21 protein-coding genes are annotated in these 25,840 nt (G+C 64.3%); 9 read left to right on the forward strand and 12 right to left on the reverse strand.

The annotated features are described in order from the left end of the window. Positions 1-4: 4 nt before the first annotated feature. From IVB48_RS09640 to IVB48_RS09650, 3 genes are read left to right on the forward strand one after another with little or no spacing between them, the layout of a single operon-like run. Entirely contained in the window at positions 5-1,327 is a 1,323-nt protein-coding gene (locus IVB48_RS09640; protein ID WP_247399665.1) for an extracellular solute-binding protein, read from the forward strand. Next, positions 1,324-2,262, forward strand: a complete 939-nt coding sequence (locus IVB48_RS09645) for a sugar ABC transporter permease (protein ID WP_018457161.1) — start codon at positions 1,324-1,326, stop codon at positions 2,260-2,262. The genes IVB48_RS09640 and IVB48_RS09645 overlap by 4 nt, the downstream gene beginning before the upstream one ends. After that, positions 2,259-3,083 (forward strand): carbohydrate ABC transporter permease, encoded by an 825-nt coding sequence (locus IVB48_RS09650; protein ID WP_027568776.1) that lies wholly within the window; start codon positions 2,259-2,261, stop codon positions 3,081-3,083. Before IVB48_RS09645 ends, IVB48_RS09650 begins: the two co-directional genes overlap by 4 nt. Here the strand turns inward: IVB48_RS09650 and IVB48_RS09655 are convergent, their stop codons facing one another. The 3 genes from IVB48_RS09655 to IVB48_RS09665 form a co-directional block, all read right to left on the reverse strand. Next, positions 3,084-4,739: a regulator gene (locus IVB48_RS09655; protein ID WP_247360077.1), complete on the reverse strand. Its 1,656-nt coding sequence runs from the start codon at positions 4,737-4,739 to the stop codon at positions 3,084-3,086. 10 nt (positions 4,740-4,749) lie between these two features. Next, a complete protein-coding gene (locus IVB48_RS09660) occupies positions 4,750-5,451 on the reverse strand; it encodes an isochorismatase family cysteine hydrolase (RefSeq protein ID WP_247288443.1) in 702 nt (233 codons plus the stop codon). Between the two features lie 204 nt (positions 5,452-5,655). Further along, positions 5,656-6,624 carry a hypothetical protein gene (locus IVB48_RS09665; protein WP_247399666.1) on the reverse strand — a complete coding sequence of 323 codons (969 nt, stop codon included), beginning with the start codon at positions 6,622-6,624 and terminating at the stop codon, positions 5,656-5,658. Between the two features lie 188 nt (positions 6,625-6,812). On the opposite strand from IVB48_RS09665, the gene IVB48_RS09670 reads away from it, so the two are divergent. Then, the gene (locus IVB48_RS09670; RefSeq protein ID WP_247399668.1) at positions 6,813-10,289 is read left to right on the forward strand and encodes an indolepyruvate ferredoxin oxidoreductase family protein; all 3,477 of its coding nucleotides are present in this window, start codon (positions 6,813-6,815) and stop codon (positions 10,287-10,289) included. 122 nt (positions 10,290-10,411) lie between these two features. Here IVB48_RS09670 and IVB48_RS09675 read toward each other — a convergent pair whose 3' ends face one another. From IVB48_RS09675 to IVB48_RS09690, 4 genes are all read right to left on the reverse strand, one after another. Next, a complete protein-coding gene (locus IVB48_RS09675) occupies positions 10,412-12,139 on the reverse strand; it encodes an FAD-dependent oxidoreductase (protein WP_247399670.1) in 1,728 nt (575 codons plus the stop codon). A gap of 59 nt (positions 12,140-12,198) precedes the next feature. Further along, complete coding sequence (locus IVB48_RS09680) at positions 12,199-13,218, reverse strand: trypsin-like peptidase domain-containing protein (RefSeq protein ID WP_247399673.1); 1,020 nt, start codon at positions 13,216-13,218, stop codon at positions 12,199-12,201. A gap of 91 nt (positions 13,219-13,309) precedes the next feature. After that, on the reverse strand, positions 13,310-13,759 hold the full coding sequence (locus tag IVB48_RS09685; protein WP_247399674.1) for a gluconate 2-dehydrogenase subunit 3 family protein: 450 nt from the start codon (positions 13,757-13,759) through the stop codon (positions 13,310-13,312). Between the two features lie 7 nt (positions 13,760-13,766). Then, a complete protein-coding gene (locus tag IVB48_RS09690) occupies positions 13,767-15,365 on the reverse strand; it encodes a GMC family oxidoreductase (RefSeq protein ID WP_247399676.1) in 1,599 nt (532 codons plus the stop codon). 196 nt (positions 15,366-15,561) lie between these two features. Here IVB48_RS09690 and IVB48_RS09695 point away from each other — a divergent pair, with 196 nt between their 5' ends. Continuing rightward, entirely contained in the window at positions 15,562-16,350 is a 789-nt protein-coding gene (locus tag IVB48_RS09695) for a thermonuclease family protein (RefSeq protein ID WP_247399678.1), read from the forward strand. A 217-nt stretch (positions 16,351-16,567) separates the two neighbouring features. Here IVB48_RS09695 and cyoD read toward each other — a convergent pair whose 3' ends face one another. The 4 genes from cyoD to IVB48_RS09715 are packed head-to-tail and all read right to left on the reverse strand — an operon-like array spanning position 16,568 to position 20,418. Continuing rightward, on the reverse strand, positions 16,568-16,957 hold the full coding sequence (cyoD, locus tag IVB48_RS09700; protein WP_247399680.1) for a cytochrome o ubiquinol oxidase subunit IV: 390 nt from the start codon (positions 16,955-16,957) through the stop codon (positions 16,568-16,570). After that, positions 16,954-17,595, reverse strand: coding sequence for a cytochrome (ubi)quinol oxidase subunit III (locus IVB48_RS09705; RefSeq protein ID WP_027568767.1), 642 nt, complete (start codon positions 17,593-17,595; stop codon positions 16,954-16,956). Before IVB48_RS09705 ends, cyoD begins: the two co-directional genes overlap by 4 nt. Beyond that, on the reverse strand, positions 17,595-19,595 hold the full coding sequence (cyoB, locus tag IVB48_RS09710; RefSeq protein ID WP_247399682.1) for a cytochrome o ubiquinol oxidase subunit I: 2,001 nt from the start codon (positions 19,593-19,595) through the stop codon (positions 17,595-17,597). Before cyoB ends, IVB48_RS09705 begins: the two co-directional genes overlap by 1 nt. After that, positions 19,585-20,418 (reverse strand): cytochrome ubiquinol oxidase subunit II, encoded by an 834-nt coding sequence (locus IVB48_RS09715; protein ID WP_247399683.1) that lies wholly within the window; start codon positions 20,416-20,418, stop codon positions 19,585-19,587. Before IVB48_RS09715 ends, cyoB begins: the two co-directional genes overlap by 11 nt. Before the next feature lie 233 nt (positions 20,419-20,651). Here IVB48_RS09715 and IVB48_RS09720 point away from each other — a divergent pair, with 233 nt between their 5' ends. The 3 genes from IVB48_RS09720 to IVB48_RS09730 are packed head-to-tail and all read left to right on the forward strand — an operon-like array spanning position 20,652 to position 22,835. Next, the gene (locus IVB48_RS09720; RefSeq protein ID WP_247399686.1) at positions 20,652-21,464 is read left to right on the forward strand and encodes an SDR family oxidoreductase; all 813 of its coding nucleotides are present in this window, start codon (positions 20,652-20,654) and stop codon (positions 21,462-21,464) included. A gap of 14 nt (positions 21,465-21,478) precedes the next feature. After that, on the forward strand, positions 21,479-22,033 hold the full coding sequence (locus IVB48_RS09725) for a carboxymuconolactone decarboxylase family protein (protein ID WP_247399688.1): 555 nt from the start codon (positions 21,479-21,481) through the stop codon (positions 22,031-22,033). Between the two features lies 1 nt (position 22,034). Beyond that, positions 22,035-22,835, forward strand: coding sequence for an SDR family oxidoreductase (locus IVB48_RS09730; RefSeq protein ID WP_247399690.1), 801 nt, complete (start codon positions 22,035-22,037; stop codon positions 22,833-22,835). A gap of 170 nt (positions 22,836-23,005) precedes the next feature. On the opposite strand, the gene IVB48_RS09735 is transcribed toward IVB48_RS09730, so the two are convergent. Next, positions 23,006-24,346: a sorbosone dehydrogenase family protein gene (locus IVB48_RS09735; RefSeq protein ID WP_247399692.1), complete on the reverse strand. Its 1,341-nt coding sequence runs from the start codon at positions 24,344-24,346 to the stop codon at positions 23,006-23,008. Between the two features lie 235 nt (positions 24,347-24,581). Between IVB48_RS09735 and IVB48_RS09740 the strand changes: the two genes are divergently transcribed. Next, positions 24,582-25,772: a urate hydroxylase PuuD gene (locus tag IVB48_RS09740; protein WP_247399694.1), complete on the forward strand. Its 1,191-nt coding sequence runs from the start codon at positions 24,582-24,584 to the stop codon at positions 25,770-25,772. Positions 25,773-25,840: the final 68 nt, after the last annotated feature.

Consider the following 25,840-nt stretch of genomic DNA (forward strand, 5'->3'; position numbering starts at 1 on the left):
TCAAGTGGTCAACCACAAAATCTCGCGTCGTACGCTCTTGACCGGCACTGCCGCAGCTGGCGCGCTCAGCCTGACGGGATTGCCGGCGCGCGCCGAGGTGAACTGGAAGAAACACGCAGGGACCAAGCTCGAGGTGATCCTCGCCAAGGGGCCCCGCGGCGACAACCTGCAAAAATACGTCAAGGAGTTCACCGAGCTCACCGGCATCCAGGTCGAAGCGGAGCAGATTCCCGAGCAGCAGCAGCGCCAGAAGGTGGTGATCGAGTTCACCTCGGGCCGTCCGAGCTTCGACGTCGTCCATCTCAGCTATCACGTGCAGAAGCGGCAGTTCGAGAAGGCCGGCTGGCTCGCCGACTTGACACCCTTCATGAAGGATCCGGCGCTCACCGCGCCCGATCTCGTCGAGAGCGATTTTTCGGCCGCGGGCCTGCAATATGCCAGGAACGACAAGGGCCAGATGCTGTCGCTGCCCTGGTCGGTCGATTATTTCATCCTCTACTACAACAAGGAGCTGTTCGAGAAGAAGGGCGTCGCCGTTCCCAAGACCCTCGACGAGATGGCCGCGGCGGCCGAGAAGCTCACCGATACCAAGGAAGGCATCTACGGCTTTGTCGGGCGCGGCTTGCGCAACGCCAACATGGCGATGTGGAGCAACTTCTTCCTCAATTATGGCGGGGAATTCCTCGACGCCAAGGGCAACATCCTGACCGATGGTCCGGAAGCCATTGCCGCGACCAAGCTGTATCAGACGCTCCTGACAAAGTCGGCACCTCCAGGCGTCGCCGGCTTCAACTGGATGGAGTCGATGGCCTCGTTCACGCAAGGCCGATCCGCGATGTGGATCGACGGCGTCGGCTGGGCGCCGCCGTTGGAAGACCCGGCCGCCTCGCGCGTTGTCGGCAAGGTCGGCTACACCGTCGTGCCCGCCGGCCCCAAGGGCCAATATTCCTCGACCTATGGCGACGGCATCGGCGTTGCCGCTGCGAGCAAGAACAAGGAAGCTGCCTATCTGCTCTGCCAATGGGTGGTCTCGAAAACCCAGGGAGCGCGGCTGCTGCAGGCCGGCGGCGGCGTACCGTTCCGCAACTCGATCCTCGGCGATCCCGAGGTCCAGAAGGGCGTCAAGACCAAGGAGTGGCTGCAATCGGTGATCGATTCCGGCAAGATCAGCAAGCTGGGCCTGCCCGTCGTGATTCCGGTCGCCGAATTCCGCGACATCGTCGGCGCCGCGGTCACTGCGACCTTGTCCGGCGCCGATCCTGCCGCCGAGCTGAAGAAGGCCAACGATCAGTACCGGCCGATCCTGGAGCGTAGCGAGAAGGCGTGAGTGCGTTGACACAATCGACTCCGGGCGCGGCACAGTCTGATGCCGCGCCGGAGAAGGAGTTGCGGCCGCCGTCCTACTGGCCGTTCGTGGTGCCGGCGCTGGTCGTCGTGATCGCGATCATCATCTTCCCGTGGGTCTTCACGATCTGGATGAGCCTGAACGAGTGGAAGGTTGGCTCGTCGACCACCTTCGTGGGATTGTCCAACTATCTGCGGCTGACGAGCGATCCCCGCTTCATTGAGGCCATCGGACATACGCTGGTCTACACCGCACTCTCCGTGCTGCTGCCGCTCGTGCTCGGCACGTTCGCGGCCGTGGTGTTTCACCAGAAATTCCCCGGCCGCGGCTTTCTGCGCGGCGTCTTCATCATGCCGATGATGGCGACGCCGGTGGCGATCGCGCTGGTCTGGACCATGATGTTCCACCCGCAGCTCGGCGTACTGAACTATCTGCTGTCACTGGTCGGAATCCCTGCGCAGCTCTGGGTATTCCATCCCGCGACCGTCATTCCCTCACTGGTGCTGGTCGAGACCTGGCAATGGACGCCGCTGGTCATGCTGATCGTGCTCGGCGGCCTGGCCGCGATCCCGACCGAGCCTTATGAAAGTGCACAGATCGACGGCGCCAGCATCTGGCAGGTGTTCCGCTTCATCACCCTGCCGCTGATCATGCCGTTCCTGTTCATCGCCGGCATGATCCGCATGATCGACGCCGTGAAGAGCTTCGACATCATTTTCGCAATCACCCAAGGCGGACCGGGATCGGCGTCGGAGACGATCAACATCTATCTCTACAGCGTCGCCTTCTCCTATTACGACCTCGGCTACGGCTCGGCGATCGCGGTCGTGTTCTTCCTGCTGATCGTTCTGCTCGCGGCGGTGATGCTTTATGCGCGCCAACGCATGCTGTGGACCGAGATCGCGAGCGGCACATGAGTCCAAGGCAAATCATCGGCAAGATCGGCCTGTGGTTCTCGGTGTTCCTTATCGTGTCGCCGGCGATCCTGTTCTTTCTCTGGATGCTGTCGCTGTCGCTCAAATTCGAGATCGACAACGCCGCCTACCCGCCGGTGTTCATTCCCGAGCATGTCGCCTGGAAAAACTATGCCGACGTGCTCGCCTCCAACCGCTTCCTGACCTATTTCATCAACAGCCTGATCGTGACAGGCAGCGCGACGCTGCTTGCGTTGCTCGTCGGCGTTCCCGCCGGTTACGGGATTGCGCGGATGGCTGCGCACAAATCGGCGATCGTGATCCTGATCGCCCGCATCACGCCGGGCCTGTCCTATCTGATTCCGCTGTTTCTCATGTTCCAGTGGCTGGGACTGCTCGGCACGCTGGTGCCGCAGATCATCATCCACCTCGTGGTGACGGTGCCGATCGTGATCTGGATCATGATCGGCTATTTCGAAACGACGCCGATGGAGCTGGAAGAAGCAGCCCTGATCGACGGCGCCACGCGCTGGCAGGTCTTCCACCATGTCGCGCTGCCGATCGCCAAGCCCGGCATCGCGGTCGCCTTCATCCTGGCCGTGATCTTCTCCTGGAATAATTTTGTGTTCGGCATCGTGCTGGCCGGACGCGAGACCCGCACCCTGCCGGTTGCCGTCTACAACATGATCTCGTTCGACCAGTTGAGCTGGGGGCCGCTCGCGGCCGCCGCGCTGATCGTCACCCTCCCGGTGCTGCTGCTGACGGTGTTCGCCCAGCGACAGATCGTCGCCGGGCTCACCGCGGGTGCCGTCAAAGGCGGGTAGCTACTCCGCCGGTGCCGCGTGCATGTCCGCATGCGGCATGTAGGGCTCGCTCGCGCCGAGCCTGCTGGCCGCGAATAGACCGGCGGCCATCACGGCATAGGCGAACGCGACCGCGGGCGTGACGCCAAAGCCGCCGCCGATGCCGACGGCTTCGCCGTGCATGAAGCCGAAGTAGGTCAGAACCGCACCAACTAGCGCAAACGCCGAGGCTTTCTCGAAGTCGCGCTCGATGATGAAGACACCGATCGCACCCAGGATCAGGCCGCCGAGGATGGAGCCGCCGCCCATGATCTCGAGCCCGTGATAGAACACGCCCTGCTGCGGCAAGGCGGCGATCGCGGCCGCCTTGACCGCGTCGGCCTTGTCGGCGGCCATTCCGCCGACCGTCGCAGCCGCGTTCATGGTCGAGCCCAACATCGTGTCGATCTGGAGCTTGGCCCACGCAGCCAGATGCGGCGTCAGTGCCAGCACGATGGCGGGCGCGTGCTTGACCGGCGTGGTCTGGAATGCCTGCGCGCCGATCAGCATGCCGATATAGAGCAGGATCGGCGAGATCGCGACGACCGGCACCAGCGCCAGCAGCACCGAGATGATGCCGAACCAGGCCAGCACCACCACCATGACGCCGGTCGCGGCCGAATAGCCGATCCGGCCGCCCATCGCCTTCCAGCCGGGATGGCCGATATAGACGGCATTGATGAAGGGATTTCCCATCAGGCAGCCGATCAGGCTGACGATTCCGTCGGCGGTGAGCACGCGCGTGGTCGGATATTCGTCGCCGGCGGCTTCCGCGCTCTCGACATTGTCCATGGCCTCGACGAGATCATAGATGCCGAACGGAATGGCCGTGACCAGGATGATTCCGAGGAATTCGAAGCCGGAGAAGACGTAGCCCACCGCCGGGATCGGCACCGAGAAGCCGAAATTCGCGAAGGCATCACCGACGCCCTTGACACTCAGTCCACCGAGACCGAGGCCGAACAGGTTCGATCCCCATGCGATGACCATGCCCACCGCAATCGCAACGAGACCGGCGGGAATGCCGCGCCAATATTTCACGCCGCCGAACCAGCTCACCAGGATGATGGCGAAGCAGACCAGGCCGATCTGCGGCGTCATGTACATTTCGAGTGCCGGTCGCATCGAGATGAAGGTGACGGATACGCCGGCGAGCGTGCCGAGCAGCGCCGCACGCGGCGTGATCTTTCGAATGAAAGGCGCAATGAAGCCACCGATCATTAGGATAAAACTCTGGAAGAACACCCAGACCAGGCCCGCCGACCAACCCTTGAGCGGATCACCGGTCTTGATCGTGATCGGCAGCATGATCACGAAGGTGACGATGAACATGTGCGGCACGCTGACGCCCGATGGCAGCGCGCAGACGTCGGTGCGGCCGGTCTTCTGCGCAAGGCGATAAGCGAGAAATGCGTAGTAGAAGGTGGAAAGACACATCATCAAGCCGAGTGCGGGAAGGATGCGGCCGAACACCAGTGAGTCGGGCATCTTCAAAACGAAGCGTAACAGGCCTGTGAGCACCAGCATGTTGACGAGGATGTTGGTGCCGAAGCCGAAAAACGCATTCCAGTCGCCCGGTGTCCATAGTGCCGGCTTGAACTCGGAGGTGCCGGCCGTCCCTGTCGTGCCTGTGCTCATGGTGATGCCCCTACGCTGATGTGGAAATCTTCATCGCCTCCAGAACCGCGGCTGAGCTTGCGACCCAACCGAAGATGCCGCCCTGGGCCTTGATCATCTTCAGGCCCATCTCGTGAAACTCAGGAAAGTAGGACGCGCAGCCGTCCGAGATGACGACGCAGCGATAGCCGCGGTCGTTGGCCTCGCGCACGGTGGTGTTGACGCACACTTCGGTGGTGACGCCACACACCAGCAGATTTTCGATGCCGTATTTCTCCAGCACGTCGGTGAGCTCGGTGGCGTAGAACGCGCCCTTGCCGGGCTTGTCGATCACGATCTCGCTGTCGAGCGGATAGAGCTCCGGGATGATGTCGTGGCCCGCCTCGCCGCGAATGAGAATGCGGCCCATGGGACCGGGATCGCCGATGCGAAGGGATGGCGCGCCGCGCTCGACTTTCGCCGGCGGCGCGTCGGAGAGATCGGGCAGATGGCCCTCGCGCGTGTGGATCACCAGCATGCCGGTATCCCGCGCGGCCTTCAGCACCGCACCGATCGGCTTCACCGCGCGCGCGAGCTGGCTGACGTCGTTGCCGAGCGTCTCGCCGAAGCCGCCGGGCTCCATGAAGTCGCGCTGCATGTCGATGATGAGGAGCGCGGTGGCCGACAAGTCGAGTGCGATCGGCCCGGGTTCGGCGCTGATCGCGCCCAAAGTCGGCTTGCTTGAGTTCAACATGACGCCCGCCCCTCGCGAGAACTCTCTGTGCCAGGAGTTCTGCAAGCGCCGTGCCATTGTGTACAATGACGATCGGGCGGACAGCGCGGGAAAATTTGCTGCACTGTCAGAACGTTATCAGGCTGCCTCGCGTCTGCTTATTCGCTGTGCGACGACTTTGCGACGTGCATTTGCCTAGAGGATGAGCGACAACGAAGCTCGCTTTTAGCGGGCAGTATCTCCGTACAGCCGTCGATATTCTTCCTCATACGGCGCGTAGGAATCCTTCAGCGTGGCCATGTTCAGCAGCATGGTCGCGACCACAATGTTTGTCTTGTCGAACACGCGCGTCTTCACCCAGGCGCTCTCGGTGCGGCGGCTGCCGGAGAGCGCGACAACCTCGCGCTCGACTTCGTACTCCTCGTCAACAAACAGCGGGCCCTTCACCAGCCTGATCTCCTGGTCGGCGAACAGACCGACGGCCGGTCCCTTGGCCGGGAGAGGATCGTCCTTGGAGCGGTACTGGAACAGCACGCTCAGCATCTCCATCGGGATGATCGCCCTGCCCCACGAATTCGAAGAAGGATTGCCGGCGCCTGAATAATACGGCGAGGTCTCGGTGATGGCGGCGAGCTTCTGCCGCAGCGAGAACGGATAGAGGTCGCCCATGATCTGATCGAACGCCATCCGCACCGCCTGGCGCCGGCTCGTCTGCGCGACCTTCACGTCGCGCAGGATCACGGGATCAGTGAGCGGCTTGAGTTCGCCAAGACGCGCCTCCAGCGCGGTCGCGGCGTGCGGTTCTCCGACCGAGGCCGTGCCGCGCAGCACCTCCGTGCCGTCGCGCTTGACCATCTGGATCTGGCACTGGCTAGTGCCGGGCAACGGTTTCGACAGGGTCGCCTGCACCTCCTCGCCTTCGTAACAGACGCCGCGGTAATGCGCGGAGAGACAGCCGCTCTCGAACCAGGCCGGTCCCCACAAACGCGCACCCAGCGGTGCGAACTGGCTGAAATGGGTCGGACCCTCGATGGTGCCGCCCTTGAACCCGAGCTTCTGCGCGGTGGCGTCGTCGTGGATCGAGGCGTGCGCGTCGTAGGTTTGGGCTTGCAGCATTTGACGCGGCTGACGCCACGGCCCGATCAGAGCTCCGTCGGTCTCCGTGATCTCGGTATCGAACGCTTGTGCCGTCATGATGTCCTCCGCAAGCAAGCCATGACTAGCAGGAGCGCCACGGATGCGGCCAGCGATATTGACTTCGTCTGCGCATCCCTTTGACTGTCACAATTCGCGTCGCGCAGCCGCTCCTCCCTCCCGCAGCGCAAACCCCAAGTCGAATACCAAGTCGAATAAAAGCCGAACAAGAGACGAGGACTCCTGAAATGACGCTGATGCAGGTCGAGCTGGACGACAAATACCGGCTCGAATCGAAGCGGATCTTCCTGTCCGGCACGCAGGCGCTGGTCCGGCTGCCCATGTTGCAGCGCGAACGCGACCGGCTTCAGGGCCTCAACACCGGCGGCTTCATCTCGGGCTACCGCGGTTCCCCACTCGGCATGTACGACCACGCGCTGTGGCGCGCGAAGTCACACCTCCAGCAGCACGACATCGCCTTCGTCCCCGGCCTGAACGAGGACCTCGCGGCGACCGCCGTCTGGGGCAGCCAGCAGGTCGGTCTCTTTCCCGGCGCCAAGGTCGATGGCGTGTTCGGAATCTGGTACGGCAAGGGCCCCGGCGTCGATCGCTCGGTGGATGCGCTCAAGCATGCGAATGCCGCCGGTACCTCGCTCAATGGCGGCGTGCTCGCGCTTGCCGGCGACGACCACGGCTGCCAATCCTCGACACTGGCGCACCAGAGCGAACAGGTATTTGCAGCGGCGCTGATCCCCGTGATCAACCCGGCGACACTGCAGGATTATCTCGACCTCGGCCTCTACGGTTTTGCGCTATCGCGCTTCTCCGGCTGCTGGGTCGGCTTCAAGGCGATCAGCGAAACGGTGGAAAGCTCAGCCTCGATCTATAGTGACCCCGAACGCATCCAGATCAAGCTCCCCGACGATTTCGAGATGCCGCCCGGCGGCCTCAACATCCGCTGGCCCGACCCGCCGCTGGACGCGGAGAAGCGCCTGTTCGGCCCCAAGATGGCGGCGGTGCAGGCGTTTGCCCGTGCCAACCAGCTCGACCGCATTGTACTCGACTCCAGGCCGGCACGGCTCGGCATCGTCGCGACCGGCAAGGCTTATCTCGATCTGCGGCAGGCGCTGGCCGATCTGGGCATTACCGACAAGGACGCGCAGGATTTGGGCTTGCGCATCTACAAGGTCGCACTGACCTGGCCGCTGGAGGAAAGCGGGGCCAGGCGCTTCGCCGAAGGACTTCAGGACGTGCTGGTCGTCGAGGAGAAGCGCGGCTTCATCGAAGACCAGCTGATGCGCATCCTCTACAATATCGATGCGTCCAGGCGCCCGACCGTGACGGGAAAACGCGACGAGCGCGGCGCGCCGCTATTGCCAAGCGAGGGCGAGCTGACGCCGACTCTCGTTGCATCCGCGCTGGTGGCCCGGCTGCGCAAGCTCGGCCACCACAGCCCGGTGCTGGAGCAGCGCCTCGCCCGGCTCGAGGCCTTCGACACTCCTGTTCCGGCCTCCGCGCAAATCAAGCTCGCGCGCACGCCGTTCTTCTGCTCGGGCTGCCCGCACAACACCTCGACGCGCGTGCCCGAGGGCAGCCGCGCCATGGCCGGCATCGGTTGCCACGGCATGGCTTTGAGCATGCCGACCCGCCGCACCGATTTGATCTCGCATATGGGCGCCGAGGGCGTGAACTGGATCGGACAAGCGCCCTTCACCACCGAGAAGCACATCTTCCAGAACCTCGGCGACGGCACCTACACCCATTCCGGACTGCTTGCCCTCCGCGCGGCGTCGGCCGCTGGCATCAGCATCACCTACAAGATCCTCTACAACGACGCCGTCGCGATGACCGGCGGTCAGCCGGCCGAGGGCGCCTTCAACGTCGCCCAGATCGCGCATCAGGTCTGGGCCGAGGGCGTCAAGCGCCTCGCGATCGTCTCGGACGATCCAACCAAATACCCTGACGGCAATTACTTCCCGCAAGGTGCGACCGTCCATCACCGCCGCGAGCTCGACGCCGTGCAGCGCGAGCTGCGCGACATCAAGGGCCTTACGGTCATCGTCTACGATCAGACCTGCGCCGCGGAAAAGCGCCGCCGCCGCAAGCGCGGGCTGTATCCGGATCCCGCCAAGCGCGCCTTCATCAACGAGCTCGTCTGCGAAGGCTGCGGCGATTGCTCGCAAGCCTCGAACTGCGTCTCGGTGCAGCCGCTCGAGACCGAGTTCGGCCGCAAGCGGCAGATCGACCAGTCGAACTGCAACAAGGACTTCTCCTGCGTGGAGGGTTTTTGCCCGAGTTTCGTCACCGTGCATGGCGGCACGCTCAAGCGGATCAAGACCTCGGCGGTGGACTCAGGCCAGTTGTTCGCCGACCTGCCGCTGCCCCCCGCGCGTGAGCTCGACGCCCCCTACAACATCCTCGTGACCGGCATCGGCGGCACCGGTGTCATCACCATCGGCGCGCTGCTCGGCATGGCCGCCCATGTCGACGGCCGCGGCTGCTCGGCTCTGGATTTCACCGGCCTGTCGCAGAAGAACGGCGCCGTGATGAGCCATGTGCGCATCGCCGCGAAGCCGGAAGACATCTCCGCGGTCCGCATCACCACAGGCGGCGCCGACGTCATCCTCGGCTGCGACATGATCGTCTCGGCAGGTCCCTCCGCGCTCAGCCGCGCCGAACGCGGCGTGACCAAGGCCTATGTCAACGCTGACCTGCAGCCGACCGCGAGCTTCGTGCAAAACCCCGACCTCGATTTCGAGGCGGGCACGATGCAGACGGTGCTGCGGGACGCTGTCGGCGACAAGAACCTCGACATCATCGACGCCACCGGCATTGCCTCGGCGCTGATGGGCGATTCGATCGCGACCAACCCGTTCATGCTCGGCTTCGCCTTCCAGAAGGGCGCGATCCCGTTGTCGTTGGAGGCGCTCTTGCGCGCCATCGAGATCAACGGGGCCGCGATCGAAATGAACAAGCTCGCCTTCAGCTGGGGACGACTCGCCGCCCACGACATGTCGCGGGTGCGTAGCGTGCTGCAATTCAGGAGCCGGGCCTCCGCGCCGACGAAGTCGCTCGACGACATCATCGCGACGCGCGCGGAGTTTTTGACCGGCTATCAGGACAGGGCCTACGCGGACCGCTACCTCGCCGCTGTCGCCAAGGCGCGCAAGGCGGAAGCGGCTGCCTCGCCAGCGTCCACGGAGCTGACCGAGGCTGTCGCGAAAAACCTGTTCAAGCTGATGTCCTACAAGGACGAGTACGAGGTCGCGCGCCTCTATACCGACGGCAGCTTCTCAAAGAAGGTCTCGGAGAAATTCGACGGCGACTTCAAGCTGAAATTCTATCTGGCCCCGCCGATCTTCGCGCAGCGCGACAAGACGACGGGACACCTCCAGAAGAAGGAATTCGGCGGCTGGATGATCCATGCGTTTCGCGTGCTCGCCAGGCTGAAGTTCCTGCGCGGCGGCGCGTTCGATCCGTTCGGCCGCACCGAGGAGCGCCGGACCGAGCGGAAGCTGGTCGCGGATTATCTCGACATGATCGATCAGCGGATCGCCGGGCTGAAAGCGGAGCAGATCCCGCTGCTGGCGAGGCTCGCGCGGCTGCCGGAGACCATCCGCGGCTTCGGGCATGTCAAGGAAGCCAATATCAAACTGGCGGCGGCGGAGAAGGCGCGGCTGGAAGCGGAACTGGAGAACAGCCGCTTTGCGGCGGCTGCGGAGTAGCGGTAGGCCCGAACCCTCTCGCCGTCATTGCGAGGAGCCCTTGCGACGAAGCAATCCAGAATCTTTCCGCAGAGACAGTCTGGATTGCTTCGCTGCGCTCGCAATGACTGCAGTGGAGATGGTTAGACCGACGTCGTAGCGGCGATCGGCGCCGCTGCCACACTCCCCTCCGCCAGATGGCGCCCTGCGATGTACCCGAATGTCAGTGCCGGTCCCAACGCGATCCCCGGCCCGGGACAATTGCCGTTCATGATCGAGCCCATGTCGTTGCCGCACGCATAGAGCCCGGCAACCGGCGTGCCGTCCTCGCGCAACACGCGCGCCTGGGCATCCACCTTCAGGCCAATCGCCGTGCCGAGATCGGCCGAATAAATCCGCATCGCAAAGTAAGGCGCACAGAGGATGGGCGCGACGCACGGGTTGGGCTTGTGAGCTGCGTCTCCGAGATGGCGTTGATAGATCGTGCTTCCGCGTCCGAATTCGGGATCGCGGCCCTCCTTTGCGCCTTCGTTGTAGCTCGCGATGGTCGCCGCGAGTGTCGACGGCTTGATGCCGATCTTCGCGGCGAGCTGCGCGATATCAGCGGCCTCGACCAACTCCCCGCTCGCCATATAGCGCCGGACACTGCGCGTGAACGGCTTGATGCGGCCAAGGCCGTAGCTCCACAGGAACGGACGGTCGCAGATCAGATAGAACGGCCGGTCCGGTTCGCCGTCGCCATCGCGCAGCATGGCGAGCACGAACTCGTGGTAGGAGAGTGCCTCGTTGACGAAGCGCCGGCCGGCCGCATTGACCGCGATCACGCCGGGCTTGGCGCGGTCGGTCACCATGTGCGGGAAAACGCCGCGGCTGCCATCGGCGCGCCGAAACAGCGAGGCCGGCACCCAATAGGCCGGGCCCGTCGCATCCGTATTGAGCGCTGCGCCGGTTGCGGTCGCGAGGCGGAGCCCGTCGCCCGTACCGGACGTGTGGGCCGCCGAGATAAATCCGGCCGCGGGTGGGAGGAAGCGTTTTCGCAAGGTCGCGTCGTGTGAAAAGCCGCCGGTCGCCAGCACCACACCACGTCGCGCGGCAATCAGCCGATCGCGCGCCCCATGACGGATAATTACGCCGCCGACGCGCTCGCCCTGCGTCGACAGGCCTTCGACGTCCGCACTAAAGAGGATCTCGACCTGCCGGGCCAGCAGCGAGGCATACAGCCGCGCGGCGAGCGCATTTCCGAGATGCAGCGTCGTGCCGCGCGGGCTGCGCAGGCGCTGCCACGCATACTCCGAAACCAGCCGCGCCGCGCGAAGAGCCGAGCGCAGCGATTTTCCGACCCGCCGCAGATGCGGGATGTCGAGGCGGTTGACCATCATCCCGCCGAACAACGTGAACTCCGGCAGCGGCGCGCGCACCCGCGCGAAATGCGCGCCCAGCTGCGTGCCGTCGAAGACGACCGGCTCGAGCACGCGCCCACCCGGCGTCGCGCCCAATCGCTCCGGATAATAGTCCGGACAGGCCTTGACCGGCTGGAGCCGCACTTGCGTGTTGGCTTGGAGATAGGCGACTGCCTCCGGTCCGCGCGCGAGGAAAGCGGCGCGGAGGCCCGCATTGGCGGGCTCCGGCACCGTGTTCGACAAATATCGCACGGCGTCCGTGACGCTATCGGAGAGCCCCGCCTCTTTCATTTTGGCATTGGCGGGAATCCAGATCATGCCGTCGGACCATGCGGTCGTGCCGCCGACGAAAGCGGTCTTCTCGATCACGAGCACGCGCAGGCCCTCGGCGGCGGCGACGGCCGCAGCCGTCATGCCACCGGCGCCGGCGCCGACGACGATGACATCGTAGGTCTCATGTGCCGGCATCATGCGGCGGGGTTCCCGAAGCGAGGCATGACACCGTCATACCCCGCTTGGGCGCCCACACGCTAGCGGGCCGGCTTGCGCTCGACCGGATCGATATCGATCGCCCGCAGGCGGCCGAGCCGCAGCACGTCCATCGCCAGCCGCCGGCCGATCCGGTCGCGATCGAGCACACGGATCAGATCGTCGACGCCGTTGATCTCGACGCCGTCGAGGCCGATCACGACATCGCCGGACAACAGGCCCGCCTTCGCGGCCGGCCCGTCCGGCTCGATCTGCGCCAGCAGCGCGCCCATCTTGTTCTCGACGCCGGCCAGCACCGCGTGCCGCCGCGGGATCGGCGCGGTCTGGCCGGCCACGCCGATATAGGCGCGGCGGACATAGCCGTGGCGGATGATCTCCGACAGCACGAATTGCGCGGTGTTACTGGCGACCGCAAAGCAGATGCCTTGCGCGCCATTGATTATCGCGGTGTTGATGCCGATCACCTCGGCATTCGACGACACCAGCGGCCCGCCCGAATTGCCGGGGTTGAGCGCAGCATCAGTCTGGATCACGTCCTCTATGGTGCGGCCACTGACCGAGCGGATCGAGCGCCCGAGCGCCGAGACCACTCCGGCGGTAACGGTCGATTCAAAGCCGAGCGGGTTGCCGATCGCGATCACGAGCTGACCGCGCCGCAAGGTCTTGGAGTTGCCGAGCGCCGCATAGGGCAAGTCCCGCACGCCGTTGGCGCGGAGCAGCGCAAGGTCAGTGTCGGGATCGACGCCGAGCACTCGGGCGTCGCCGACATGGCCCTCGACGTCGCGCAGCCGGATCTCCTTCGACGAGCCGACCACGTGGCTATTGGTGAGCACGAGTCCGTCCGGCGAGATCACGATGCCCGAGCCGAGCCCGCCGCGCTCGCGGCCGTTCGGCACCTTTGGTCCGGTCTCGACGCGCACGACGGCCGGACCGACGCGGTCGGTCACGTCGATGACGGCATTGGAATAGGCGTCCAGCAGGGCCCGGTCATCGACCGGGACAGCCGTTTCCGTTCGCGATGACGCGGCGTCATCGACGGTATCTGAGGTGAAATCCAGCATGATAGGAGTCCTTGAGGCTCACACAGATGGTGGCCTGCTCCGTGAGGCGCAAGGGACCCGTCCGGGGCGCAAGGCTGGACTGCCCGGGTGGCTAGGGCGCCCGTCGCAGCGTGCCCGCCCTTGCCTTGACCGGATCCAGCAACGACCAGTCGCCATCCGGCAGCACGTAACCCAGGGGGAACGGCGCGCGTAGCTCAAGGCCGAGCGAGCGCAGCACACGGTCGTCGCGGTAGTAGCATTGCAGCACCACGCGGACGAGCGTCGCGGCAGCCGCGCCGCCGGAACTGCGAAACTCCTGCGCCACCGCATCGCGCCTGGCCGCATCGAGCTCGGCGAACGGTCGGCCCGCGAGCCGCCCCAGATGGTCGAGCGCCGCCGCCACCAATTTGGCGTCACGCCCCAGCGTCGCCAGCATGTCAGCCTGGATCGCGGGGTCGTCGGCGCCGGGCACCTTGTACTCATCGCTCGCGGGAACGATCATCGCGGCGATAGCGCGGAGGTCGTCGCACTGGCTGCGTGTCAGTTGATTGTCTGCGGACATGGCGGCCTCAGTCGAAGAGATTGGCGAGGCGCTGCTTCATCTGGTCGGCGATGTAGAGCGCAAGGGCCTGAATGGTGGACGTCGGGTTCACCCCGCCCGAGGTGACGAAGATGCTGCCATCGACGATGAAGAGATTCTTGACGTCGTGCGAGCGGCCCCATTCATTCACGACGGAGCGTTCCGGGTCGGTGCCCATGCGTGCCGTGCCGAGCAGATGCCAGCCGCCCCACGGGATCGGCGAATTGACGCAGATGTCGCTCGCCCCCGCGGTTTCGAGAATCTCCCGCCCGCGCGCCAGCGCATGCTCCATCATCTTCCGGCTGTTCTCGCTGATCGTGTAGTCGATCTTCGGCGCGGGAATGCCGTGGCCGTCCTTCAAGACCGGATCGAGCGTGACTTGGTTATGCTCCTCCGGCAGGTCCTCGCAGATCGCGGAAAAGCCGAGCCGGTGGCCGTTGAGCTTGCGGAAGATGCGGTGATGATCGGCGCCCCACGGCAATATCCCCTTCTGCTCGCTGACGACAGCCTCGAACACCGGCCCCGCGCCGCGCACGAACTGAACGCCATAGCCGCGCACGAAGCCGCGCGAGAGGTCCGTGTCATACCATTCCTTGCTCCACAGGCAGGTCGGCGGCGCGCGGTTGCTATCGGTCGGCTCTTTTACGTAGCCGTAGATCTGCGCATAAGGATGGAACATCAGGTTCTTGCCGACGAGGCCGGACGAATTGGCAAGGCCGTTCGGAAAGCGATTCGATGCCGAGTTCAAAAGCAGCCGCGGCGTGCCGACACCGTTGCAGGCGATGATGACGACATGCGCCGGCTGGAATTGCTCGACGCCGTCCTTGTCGTAATAGACCACACCGGTGGCCATGCCGTTCTCGTCGGTGGTGATCTCGCGCACCCGGCAGTGCGTCCGCAGCTCGACGCCGGCGCGGACCGCGTGCGGCCAATAGGTGATGTCGGTCGAGGACTTGGCGCCTTGCGCGCAGGCTGGCGTGCAATGGCCGAGATTGATGCAGCGCGCGCGGCCCTCGTAGTCCATGGTCGCGACTGTCGTATCCGACGGCCACCAGTGCCAGCCGAGCTTGTTCATGGTCTTGCCGATGATCGCACTGGACAACCCCATTGGCTGTTGCGGCATCGGCGGATGCGTCAGCGGTGAGAGCGGATCGCCCGACAGGCCGGACGTGCCCATCATCCGGTCGTTCTCTTCGAAGAACGGGGTCAGCGCGTCGTAGTCGATCGGCCAGTCTTCGGCGACGCCGTCGAGCGTCCTCACCTTGAAATCGGAGGGATGCAGCCGCGGCCAGTGCGCGGTGTACATCACCGTCGAGCCACCGACCGCATTGTAGTTGACGACCTTGATCGGCGAATCGTCGTCGTTGATCGGATAGTCCTCGGGCCGCCCGCGGACGTTGGGGCTAGACGACCACTCGCCGTAGAACTTGGCCTCCCAGTCCCGGCCCGTGCTGGGATATTCCGCCGGGTTCATCCAGCCGCCCTGCTCCAGGCAGAGAATATGCATCTTGGTCTCGGCCAGCGACCACGCCACCGCCGCGCCGGAAGCGCCGGCACCGATGATCAGGACGTCCACGGGGTCTTTCATCGCAAATTTTTCCTCCCTTCGCCGCTTCTCGGGCGATTCGGCCTCCGCTCCGCAAGGCCCGCGAACGATAGGATCAGAGCTACGGCTGAGTAAAGCCGCGAGGTCGGAATGTCGCACTTCGCGGGGCGCAGACCATTGGTATCGCCACATCCGGATGCTAGGAACAAGGCGCACGAGCCATCGATAGCGAGACCTTATGTCCTTCCGAAAGTCCTTTGCCAGCGCCCGCGCTTTTGCGCTCGTTTCCTTTATTGCCCTGTCCGGATTTCTGGGCACCTCCGGCCCGGCCTCGGCGCTGACCGCCGCCGCGACGGTCCGCGACGGCAACGCCATCCAGCTCGGCGACGTCACCTACCGCCTCGACGGCGTCGACGCACCCGAGCTGGACCAGGTCTGCATCGACGATCACGCCGATCCCTGGACCTGCGGCATCGAGGCCCGCGACCAGCTCGCCAAGCTGATTGGCAAGCGATCGGTGCGTTGCGACGATGTCGGACCGGAAAAGAGTTTTGGCAAGCGGCACCGCGCGATCTGCACGGCCGAAGGCGACAAGACCAGCTTGAACGAGCAGCTCGTCAAGCTGGGCTTTGCCATCGCCCGCGAGCCGGTCAAGGCGAACGTCAAGTCGGCCGCGACCGACGCCAAATCAACCTCGGCCGGAATCTGGAAGGGCTGCTTTGTTGCACCGCAAGAATTCCGCACCGGCAAGAAGGACGGCGCGCTCCTGGGCGCAGCCTGCCGCGCCGATCGCGACAAGGAGATTCGCGCGGTGTTGTTTCCCGAGGATCTGACGATGCCGCCGAGCTGTGGCATCAAAGGCAAGCTTGCGGTCCGCGCGCGCGTGACCGGCAACATCGGCATCTACCATTTACGGGGCTGCCCGAGCTACCCCGCGACCACCAAACCGGACCGCTGGTTCTGCTCGGAGGACGACGCCCAGGCTGCGGGCTTCCGCAAGGCCTACAATTGCCGGCGGCCGAAATAACGAAGCCCATCACGCACCCGTGAGCGGCAACCGGAGACAGTATTCATCCGGAATTGAACTCTATCGGGAGTTGCTGCATTTGTAAGCGTACGCAAGCGCTTTGCGCGAGCGTTTCCTTGGCGGCAATCCGGCTCCAGCCCGATTGCTTTGCTCGGGCGTTTCCTCCCTAGACTTGGGCCGCTTGTCGCAACAAGCGGCTCTTCTTTTTTGTGCGCCCTTAGCGGCGCATCGGCATGATCTGATCCATGGCCGGCATGTTCGCATTCAGATGCGCCATGATCCAGACAGTGCCACCGACCACCAGGAAGACCACCAACAGTCCGAAAGCCAGCGCCAGCACGTTGTTGGTGTTGTCGGGGCCGGTGGTGATGTGCAGGAAGAACACGAGGTGCACGCCCATCTGCGCGATCGCCAGCACGATCAGCGCGACGGGAATGGAAGGCTGCCAGACCAGATCCGTGCCGGCGATGAAGAACGAGGTCGCCGTCAGCAGCAGCGCCAGAACAAGTCCGACCACGTAGCCGAGGATACGCGTGCCGACACTGTGTTGCTCCTCGTCGCCCGGCGCAAGGTCATAACCGGCCGGCATATGCGTCTGATCGCTCATACGCCACTCCCAAGCAAATAGACGACGGAGAAGACTCCGACCCAGACGATGTCGAGCGCATGCCAGAACAGCGCGAAGCACATCATCCGGCGCAGCACGTCGGCACGAAAACCCTTTGCGAAGACCTGGGCCATCATGGTGAGCAGCCACAATATGCCGGCCGAGACGTGGAGGCCGTGGCAGCCGACCAGCGAGAAGAACGAGGTCAGGAAAGCGCTGCGCGATGGGCCATAGCCGCGGGCAACGAGATCAGCAAATTCGCGAAACTCAATGACGAGAAAGATGAGGCCGAGCAAACATGTCACCGCCATCCCGAGATAGAACCAGAACCGGTTTCGCACATCGGCTGCGATGCTCGCCATGCCGCACGTGAAACTCGACAGCAGCAGGCAGACCGTCTCGATCGCGACGTTCCGCTGCTCGAATATCTCCGAACCCTTCGGACCGCCGGCGGTCTGGTCGGCCAGCACCGCATAGGCCGCAAAGAAGCAGGAGAACATCACGATGTCGGAGAGCAGGAAGACCCAGAAGCCATAGGCGGTCACGATGCGCTTCGGCGCCGGGCCGGGATGCTCGATGACGAGCCCGATGTGATGGGGATCGGCGTGCGCACGGCCGGCGGTCGCGGTCATTGACATCAGACTGTCCCCGCCATGCTGACGAGGCTACGCCGCTCCTCGAGGTTGACGCGGTCTATCGCCGCGACCTCCTCGGCCGGAATGACGTATTCGTCATGGTCGCGCCAGGCGAACACGACGAATGTCGCGAACGCTCCGATACCGCCCAAGATCACCATCCACCAGATGTGCCAGATCAGCGCAAAGCCCATGACCGTGGCGAAGAACGCGCAGACGAACCCGGTCGGCGAGTTCCTGGGCATCTCGATGTCATGATACTCGGGCGCATCATGATCGAGGGATTGCTGCTTGGCATGGGTCTTCAGATCCCAGTAGGCATCCTCGCCGCGCACATCGGGGTTGAAAGCGAAGTTGAAAACCGGCGGCGGCGACGACGTCGCCCATTCCAGCGAACGGCCGTCCCAGGGATCACCGGTGCGGTCGCGCAGGGCTTCGCGGTTGCGGATGCTGACCACGAGCTGCACGATCTGGCAGATCACGCCAATCGTCAGCACGGCCATGCCGACGGCTGCAACCAGCATCCAGGGCCGCCACGCCGCGACGTCATAGTGCTGCATGCGCCGTGTCATGCCGAGCATGCCGGCGACGTAGAGCGGGATGAAGGTGACGTAGAAGCCGAGGAAAGTGAACCAGAACGCGAGCTTGCCCCAGCGGTCGTTGAGGCGAAAGCCGAACGCCTTTGGGAACCAGTACTCAAAGCCGGCGAAGGCTCCGAACAGCACGCCGCCGATGATGACGTTGTGGAAGTGCGCGACCAGGAACATGCTGTTGTGGAGGATGAAATCGGCCGGCGGCACCGCGACCAATACGCCCGTCAATCCGCCGATGATGAAGGTGACCATGAAGCCTATCGACCACAGCATCGGCGTCTCGAAGCGGATGCGGCCGCCATACATCGTGAACAGCCAGTTGTAGATCTTCACCCCGGTCGGTATCGCGATGATCATGCTGGCAATGCCGAAGATAGCGTTGACGTCGGGGCCCGCTCCCATCGTGAAGAAGTGATGCAGCCAGACCATGAAGGAGATGACGCAGATCGCCATGGTCGCCAGCACCATCGAGCGATAGCCAAACAGCGCCTTGCCGGAGAAGGTCGAGACCACCTCGGAGAAGATGCCGAAGGCCGGCAGCACCAGGATGTAGACCTCGGGATGCCCCCAGGCCCAGATCAGATTCATGAACATCATGACATTGCCGCCGGCCTCATTGGTGAAGAAGTGGAAGCCGAGATAGCGGTCGAGCAGCAGCATCGCGAGGGTGGCGGTCAAAATCGGGAAAGCCGCGACGATCAGGAGGTTCGAGGCCAGCGTGGTCCAGCAGAACATCGGCATGCGCAGATAGTTCATGCCCTTAGTGCGCAGCTTCAGCACTGTCGTCACGAGATTGATGCCGGCAACCAACGTGCCGACGCCGGAGATCTGCAGCGACCACGCGTAATAATCGACGCCGACGCCCGGCGAGTAGGACAGCTCCGACAGCGGCGGAAACGCGAGCCAGCCGGTCCGGGCGAATTCGCCGATCACGAGCGAGAGATTGACCAGCAGCGCACCGGTCGCGGTCAGCCAGAAGCCGACCGAATTGAGCGTCGGGAAAGCGACATCTCGTACGCCAAGCTGGAGCGGCACGATGAGATTCATCAGTCCGATCACGAACGGCATCGCCACGAAGAAGATCATGATGGTGCCGTGCGCGGAGAATATCTGGTTGTAGTGCTCCGGCGGCAGATAGCCTTGCGACTGGTAGGCCACCGCCTGCTGGATCCTCATCATGATGGCGTCGCTGCCGCCGCGCAGTAGCATCACCGAGGCCAGCAGGATGTACATCACGCCGATCCGCTTGTGGTCGACGCTGGTGATCCACTCGTGCCAGAGATACGGCAGATGCCCCTTCACCACGACCCAGGCCAGCTCGGCGAGAATCCCAATCAGCACCACGGCGCCAGCGATCAGCGGGATGGGTTGATCGAACGGAATGGCCGACCAATCGAGCTTACCGAGCATCATGGCCTCCACTGTGCGACCGACCGGCCTCGGATGCGAGTTCCGGACCCGGTCCCGGCGGAATGTGCTGGGTCGCGATCAGATCAAACAGCCTGGGGTCATCCAGCCGGTAGGTCGGCTTGCCCTTTTCGATGCCTTGCTGCATCAGCTTCTTGTAGCTGTCCTCATTGAGGACAGCATCGCTCTTCGCCGTGGTCGCCACCCAATCCGGAAAGGCGAGCGGCGAGACCACGTTGACGTCGAACATCATGTCCGGAAACCCGTCGCCGGAGAAATGTGCCGACAACCCCTGGAGCTTGCCCTCATTGTCGGCGCGCAGGTTCAGCTTCGTCACCATGCCGTTCATGGTGTAGATCATGCTGCCGAGTTGCGGGATGAAGAAGGTGTTCATCACGCTCGAGGACGTCAGCTGGAAATTCAGCTCGGCGCCTGCCGGCACCGTCAGCGTATTGACGGTGGCGATGCGCTGGTCCGGATAGATGAAGAGCCATTTCCAATCGAGCGAGACGGCCTGGATGCGAACCGGGCTGCCGGTGCCGGGCACGGGTGCCGCGGGATCGAGCTGGTGCGAGCCGATCCAGGCGACGCCGCCGAGCAGGATCACGGTGAGCGCGGGGATCGCCCACACCACCATCTCCACCCGCCCGGAATAGACGAAGTCGGGCTGAAACTTTGCTTTGGGATTCGAGGCGCGAAACCAGAATGCAAAGGCCAGGATGGCGATGATGGTCGGCACCACGATCGCGAGCATGATGAAGACGGAATCGACCAGGATGGTGCTGTTGGCCGCAGCCACAGGCCCTTGTGGATCGAGCAGATTCATCGGCAAGCCACTGGCGGTTGGGAAGCCCCGGGACAGAGCCTAGCGCGGGAAAGGCTCCGCAACAAACGCGATCTCGTGAGGTCGGTTCCTAACGGCGCGGGTCGATCGTTCGCCCTTCTCGTGCGGCGGCATGCAATTCCATGCGATGTCAATGACATGAAAGCGGGAGCCCGGCCCTTCTCTCCGCTCGGGGCGATTGCTAGAGTGCACGAAAATAATCGGGATGAAACGACATGCAGGGGCCCGAGGACGATCCCGGTCTCGCCGGCAAGGTGGCGCTGGTCAGCGGCGGCGGCGCTGCCGGCGACGGCATCGGGAACGGCCGCGCCGCCGCAATTCTACTGGCTCGCGCCGGCGCCAAAGTGCTGGTGGCCGATCGCGACCTCAAGCTCGCCGAACGCACCGCGGAGATGATCGCAGCCGAAGGCGGCATGGCCGCGGCGCATGGCGGCGACGTCACCAGCGAGAGCGATTGCAGGACGCTGGTCGAAGCCGCGCTCGACCGCTGGGGCCAGCTCGATTTCCTCGACAACAATGTCGGCATCGGCAGCCGCGGCAGCGTGGTCGACGAAGCGCCCGAGCAATATCGCCGCGTCATGCAGGTCAATGTCGAGAGCATGTTCCTGCTCTCCAAGCACGCGATCCCTGCCATGATCAAGACCGCGCGGGGCGGCGCGATCGTCAACATCTCCTCGATCTCGGCGCTGCGGCCGCGCGGCCTGACGACCTATTCGACCTCGAAAGCCGCGATCATCGGCCTGACCCGCGCAATGGCGGTCGATCACGGCCGCGACAACATCCGCGTCAATTGCATCTGCCCCGGGCCGATGTACACGCCGATGGTCTATGCCCGCGGCATGAGCGAACAGGCGCGCGCCCAACGGGCCAAGGCGTCTTTGCTGAAAACGGAAGGCACCGGCTGGGACGTTGGCCATGCCGTCAAATTCCTGCTCAGCAATTTTGCGCGCTATATCACCGGACAGGTGCTGGTGGTGGACGGCGGGGTGACGCTGCAAGCGCCCGAACGTGAATCACAAGAACACTGAAAGGAATATCAGGGATGGCTCGCCTGCCCTATCTCGAGGCCGACCAGGTCGCGCCCGAATATCGCGACATGCTCAAGCGCAACACCAATCTGCACAAGCTGCTGGTCAATTCGCCGGAGATGGCGCGCGCCTTCAACGGCATCGGCGGCTACATCCGCTTCAAGAGCAAGCTCGACCCGCGCCTGCGCGAGCTTGCGATCCTCCAGGTCGGCTGGATGGAGAAATCGGAATACGAGTTCACTCACCACGTGAAGATCGGCAGGGAATTCGGCGTCACCGACGATGACATCGCCGGCCTGATGGCGGAGACCGACGGCCGGCCCTCGACGCTCGAGCCACAGGCCAAGGCGATCCTGAAAGGTGCCCGCGAGATGGTGCGCGAGCTCGCGATGTCGGATGCGACCTTTGCCGAGATCAAGCAGCATCTCTCGGACGAGCACATGGTCGACCTCGTGCTGACTATCGCCTTCTATTGCGGTGTGGTGCGCGTGCTCGCCACCATGATGATCGACAACGAGCCATATTACAAAGAGGTACTCCAGCAGTACCCGATCCCGGGAGTGAACTGACATGCGCTTGAAGGACAAGGTTGCGATCGTCGTGGGCGCCGGCCAGAGCCCCGGCGAAGGCATGGGCAACGGCCGCGCCACTGCGCTGACCTTCGCGCGAGAGGGCGCCAAGGTGCTGTGCGTCGATCATCATCTGGAATCGGCGCAGGAAACCGCCGCCATGATCGCCGCGAAGCATGGCACCGCCGCGGCGTTCAGGGCCGACGTCACAAAGTCCGCCGACATCAAGGCGATGGTCGCGGAGGCGCAGGCGCGCTGGGGCCGGATCGACGTACTGCACAACAATGTCGGCGTAAGCCTGGCCGGCGGCGACGCCGAGCTGTTGCAAATCACTGAGGAGGCGTTCGACCGCGTCGTCGCCATCAATCTGAAGAGCTGCATTCTGGCGGCGAAAGAGGTGATCCCGATCATGCGCGCGCAGAACAGCGGCGTGATCATCAACATCTCCTCGATGGCGGCGATCACCACCTATCCTTACGTCGCCTACAAGGCGACGAAGTCGGCGATGATCGCCTTCACCGAACAGCTCGCCTACCAGAACGCCGAATACGGCATCCGCGCCAACGTCATCCTGCCGGGCCTGATGAACACACCGATGGCCGTCGACACCCGCGCCCGCGAATGGCACAAGACCCGCGCCGAAGTCGAAGCCGAACGCGACAGCAAGGTGCCGCTGCGCAGGAAGATGGGAACGGGGTGGGACGTCGCGAATGCCGCGCTGTTCCTGGCCACGGACGAGGCGAATTTCATCACGGGTGTGACGTTGCCGGTGGATGGCGGAGCCAGTGTGCGACGGGGGTAGACATCCCAGGCACGCTGCTCTTCCTTCTCCCCTTGCGGGAGAAGGTGGCGCGAAGCGCCGGATGAGGGGTTTCTCTCGGCATACGCAGAGGAGTTCGCCCGATGGACCCCTCACCCGTCTCGCCGCTTTGTGGCGAACCACCCTCTCCCGCAAGGGGCGAGGGTACACCTTCATCGAGGCACGCTTGTCACCCGCCAGATCGTCCCGTTGCCGTCCTCCGACACCAGCAGCGCCCCATCCTTTGCCACGGCAACACCGACCGGCCGCCCCCATACCTCGGTATCGCTCACCACGAATCCCGTGACAAAATCCTCATACTCGCCGGTCGGCTTGCCGTCCTTCATCCGGATGCGGATCACCTTGTAGCCGGTGCGCTTCGACCGGTTCCAGGAGCCGTGCTCGGCCGCGAAAGCATCGCCCTGGTACTCGGACGGAAACTGCGTGCCCTGATAGAAGGTCATGCCGAGCGAGGCCGAGTGCGGCTGCACCAGCACGTCGGGCACCGTCACCTTGTCCTTGAGGTCCGGCCGCGCGCCGGCGTGGCGCGGGTCTTCGTTGCCGCCGACATAGAACCATGGCCAGCCGTAGAACGCGCCCTCCTTCACGCTCGTCACATAGTCAGGCACGAGATCGTCGCCGAGCCCGTCGCGCTCGTTGGTCGAGCACCAGGGCAGCCCGGTCTGCGGCTGGATCGCAAGACCGACACAGTTGCGGATGCCGGTGGCGTAGATCGTCCGCTCCTTGCCCTCGGGGGTGAAGGCGAGCACCGTGGCGCGCTCGGTCTCGCTCGCCCAGGCCGCACCGAGCGGCTGCGCTTTCGACCAGGCTTCCACTCCACCCGGCGGCGTGCCCATGCCCTCGGCGACGTTGCTGAGCGAGCCGACCGACACCAGCATGCGCCTGTTGTCGGGCGTGAAGACGACGTCGCGGGTGGAATGACCGCCGTCATGCGGCAGGCTCGCGACGATCGTCTCCGCCTTGCCACGCGCCTTGAGATCGCCGGCCTGATAGGGAAAGCGGACGACGCTGTCGGTGTTGGCGACATAGACCCATTGCGGATTGTCGCCGTTCGGAAAGAAGGCGATGCCGAACGGCTGCCGCAGTCCGGCAGCGAAGACCTCGTTGGTCGCGGCCTTGCCGCCTTCGCCGGCGCGCAACACGCGGATGGTGCCCGCGCGCGTCTCCGCGGCGAAGACATCGCCGTTCGGCGCCACGCGCACGATGCGCGGAGCGCGCAGACCCTCGGCGAACAGCTCGATCTTGAAGCCGGCCGGGACCTGAAGCGCCCCCTCCGGCGGACGCGGCACCACGCGCGACGAGCTCGCAACCGACCGCGTGGCGCCGGGCCGCACCAGATCCTGCGGCCGGATCAACCTGACCGTGCCAGGCTTGTCGGCCTGCCAATCGCCGTAGGCGTCCTTGCCCTGCAGCACCGGCTCCGCCTGTGCGCAACTCGCGACCGCGACCAGCCACCCCGCGGACATCGCCACGAACGAAATCCTGTTCCTCACGTCGTTTCCTCCTGGCCGTCACGTCTGGCGCATCAACGCCGATCGACACGCAAGCGTTCTGCGACAAGTCAAATGCCTGCCGAATCCCACGTCAGCTCATGCCCGCACGATGTGCATCAGCCGTAGCCCATCGTACTGGAAAATGCGGCTGATCGGTGCGACACATTGTAAGGGCGAGGCCGCCGGTTGCGGTCATCAAGGCTGCGGCATCGGGGTCGCATCTATTGGGGTGATCATGTGGGGATCCATTATATCGGAATGGGCGAGCCTGCTGCTCCGCTGGCTGCACGTGGTCGCCGCGATCGCCTGGATCGGCAGTTCCTTCTATTTCATCGCCCTCGATCTCAGCCTTAGGCCCCGGTCCGATCTGCCGGACGGCGTGCAAGGCGAGGCCTGGCAAGTCCATGGCGGCGGCTTCTACCGCATCATGAAATATCTGGTCGCGCCCGCCCAGATGCCGGACGAGCTGACCTGGTTCAAATGGGAGGCCTACACCACCTGGCTGTCCGGCTTCGCGCTGATGGTGGTGGTGTATTATCTCGAGGCCGATTTGTTCCTTGTCGACAGGTCGATCCTCGACCTCACGCCATTCCAGGCCGGCCTATTCAGCCTCTGCAGCCTCGCGCTGGCGTGGCTGCTCTATGAAGGCGCCTGCCGTACCGGGCTCGCGCAGCGCGAGCTGCCCTTCGCCATCGGCGGCTATCTGTTCCTGGTCGCATTGACCTATGCCTTCACCCATGTGCTGAGCGGGCGCGGCGCCTTCAATCAGATCGGGGCGATCATTGGCACCATCATGGTCGCCAACGTCTTCACGCTGATCATCCCGAACCAGAAGAAGATCGTCGCCGCCCTGCTCGCGGGACAGGCGCCCAATCCAAAGCTCGGCAAGTCAAGCAAGGAGCGCTCGGTTCACAACAACTATCTGACGCTGCCTGTCGTCGTGCTGATGATCAGCAACCACTATCCCCTGCTCTATGCCACCCGCTTCAACTGGATTATCGTCGCCATCATCCTGGCGCTCGGCCCCGTGATCCGTCATTTCTTCAACGAGGGTCATGCCGGACGCCGATCGCCGTGGTGGGTGTGGGGTGTCGCAGCCGTCGGCGTGATCGCGATCCTCTTCCTCTCGGCGGCCGGCCCGCGCGAGGTCAAGACAAGCGCGCTGGGGGCGCAGCCGACGCTTGCCCATGTCGAGGAGATCGTGATGTCCCGCTGCAGCATGTGCCACGCGACCGAGCCGGTCTGGGCCGGCATCGTGACCGCGCCGAAGGGCATATTGCTCGACGCGCCCGAGCACATCCATCGCAACATCCGCCTGATCGGCCGCGTCGCCGCCTGGTCCAATGCGATGCCGCCGGGCAACATCACCGAAATGACCAGCGAGGAGCGCGCCATCCTCGCCGGCTATATCGAGCAGGCGCGCTGACGCCATCGCGCGTCGATATCGCCTTTCGCGGAATGAAATTTCCGCATGTCCCGCCGATTTGAAAATGA

Origin of the sequence: Bradyrhizobium sp. 76 (genome assembly GCF_023073025.1) — a bacterium.
Lineage (GTDB): Bacteria > Pseudomonadota > Alphaproteobacteria > Rhizobiales > Xanthobacteraceae > Bradyrhizobium.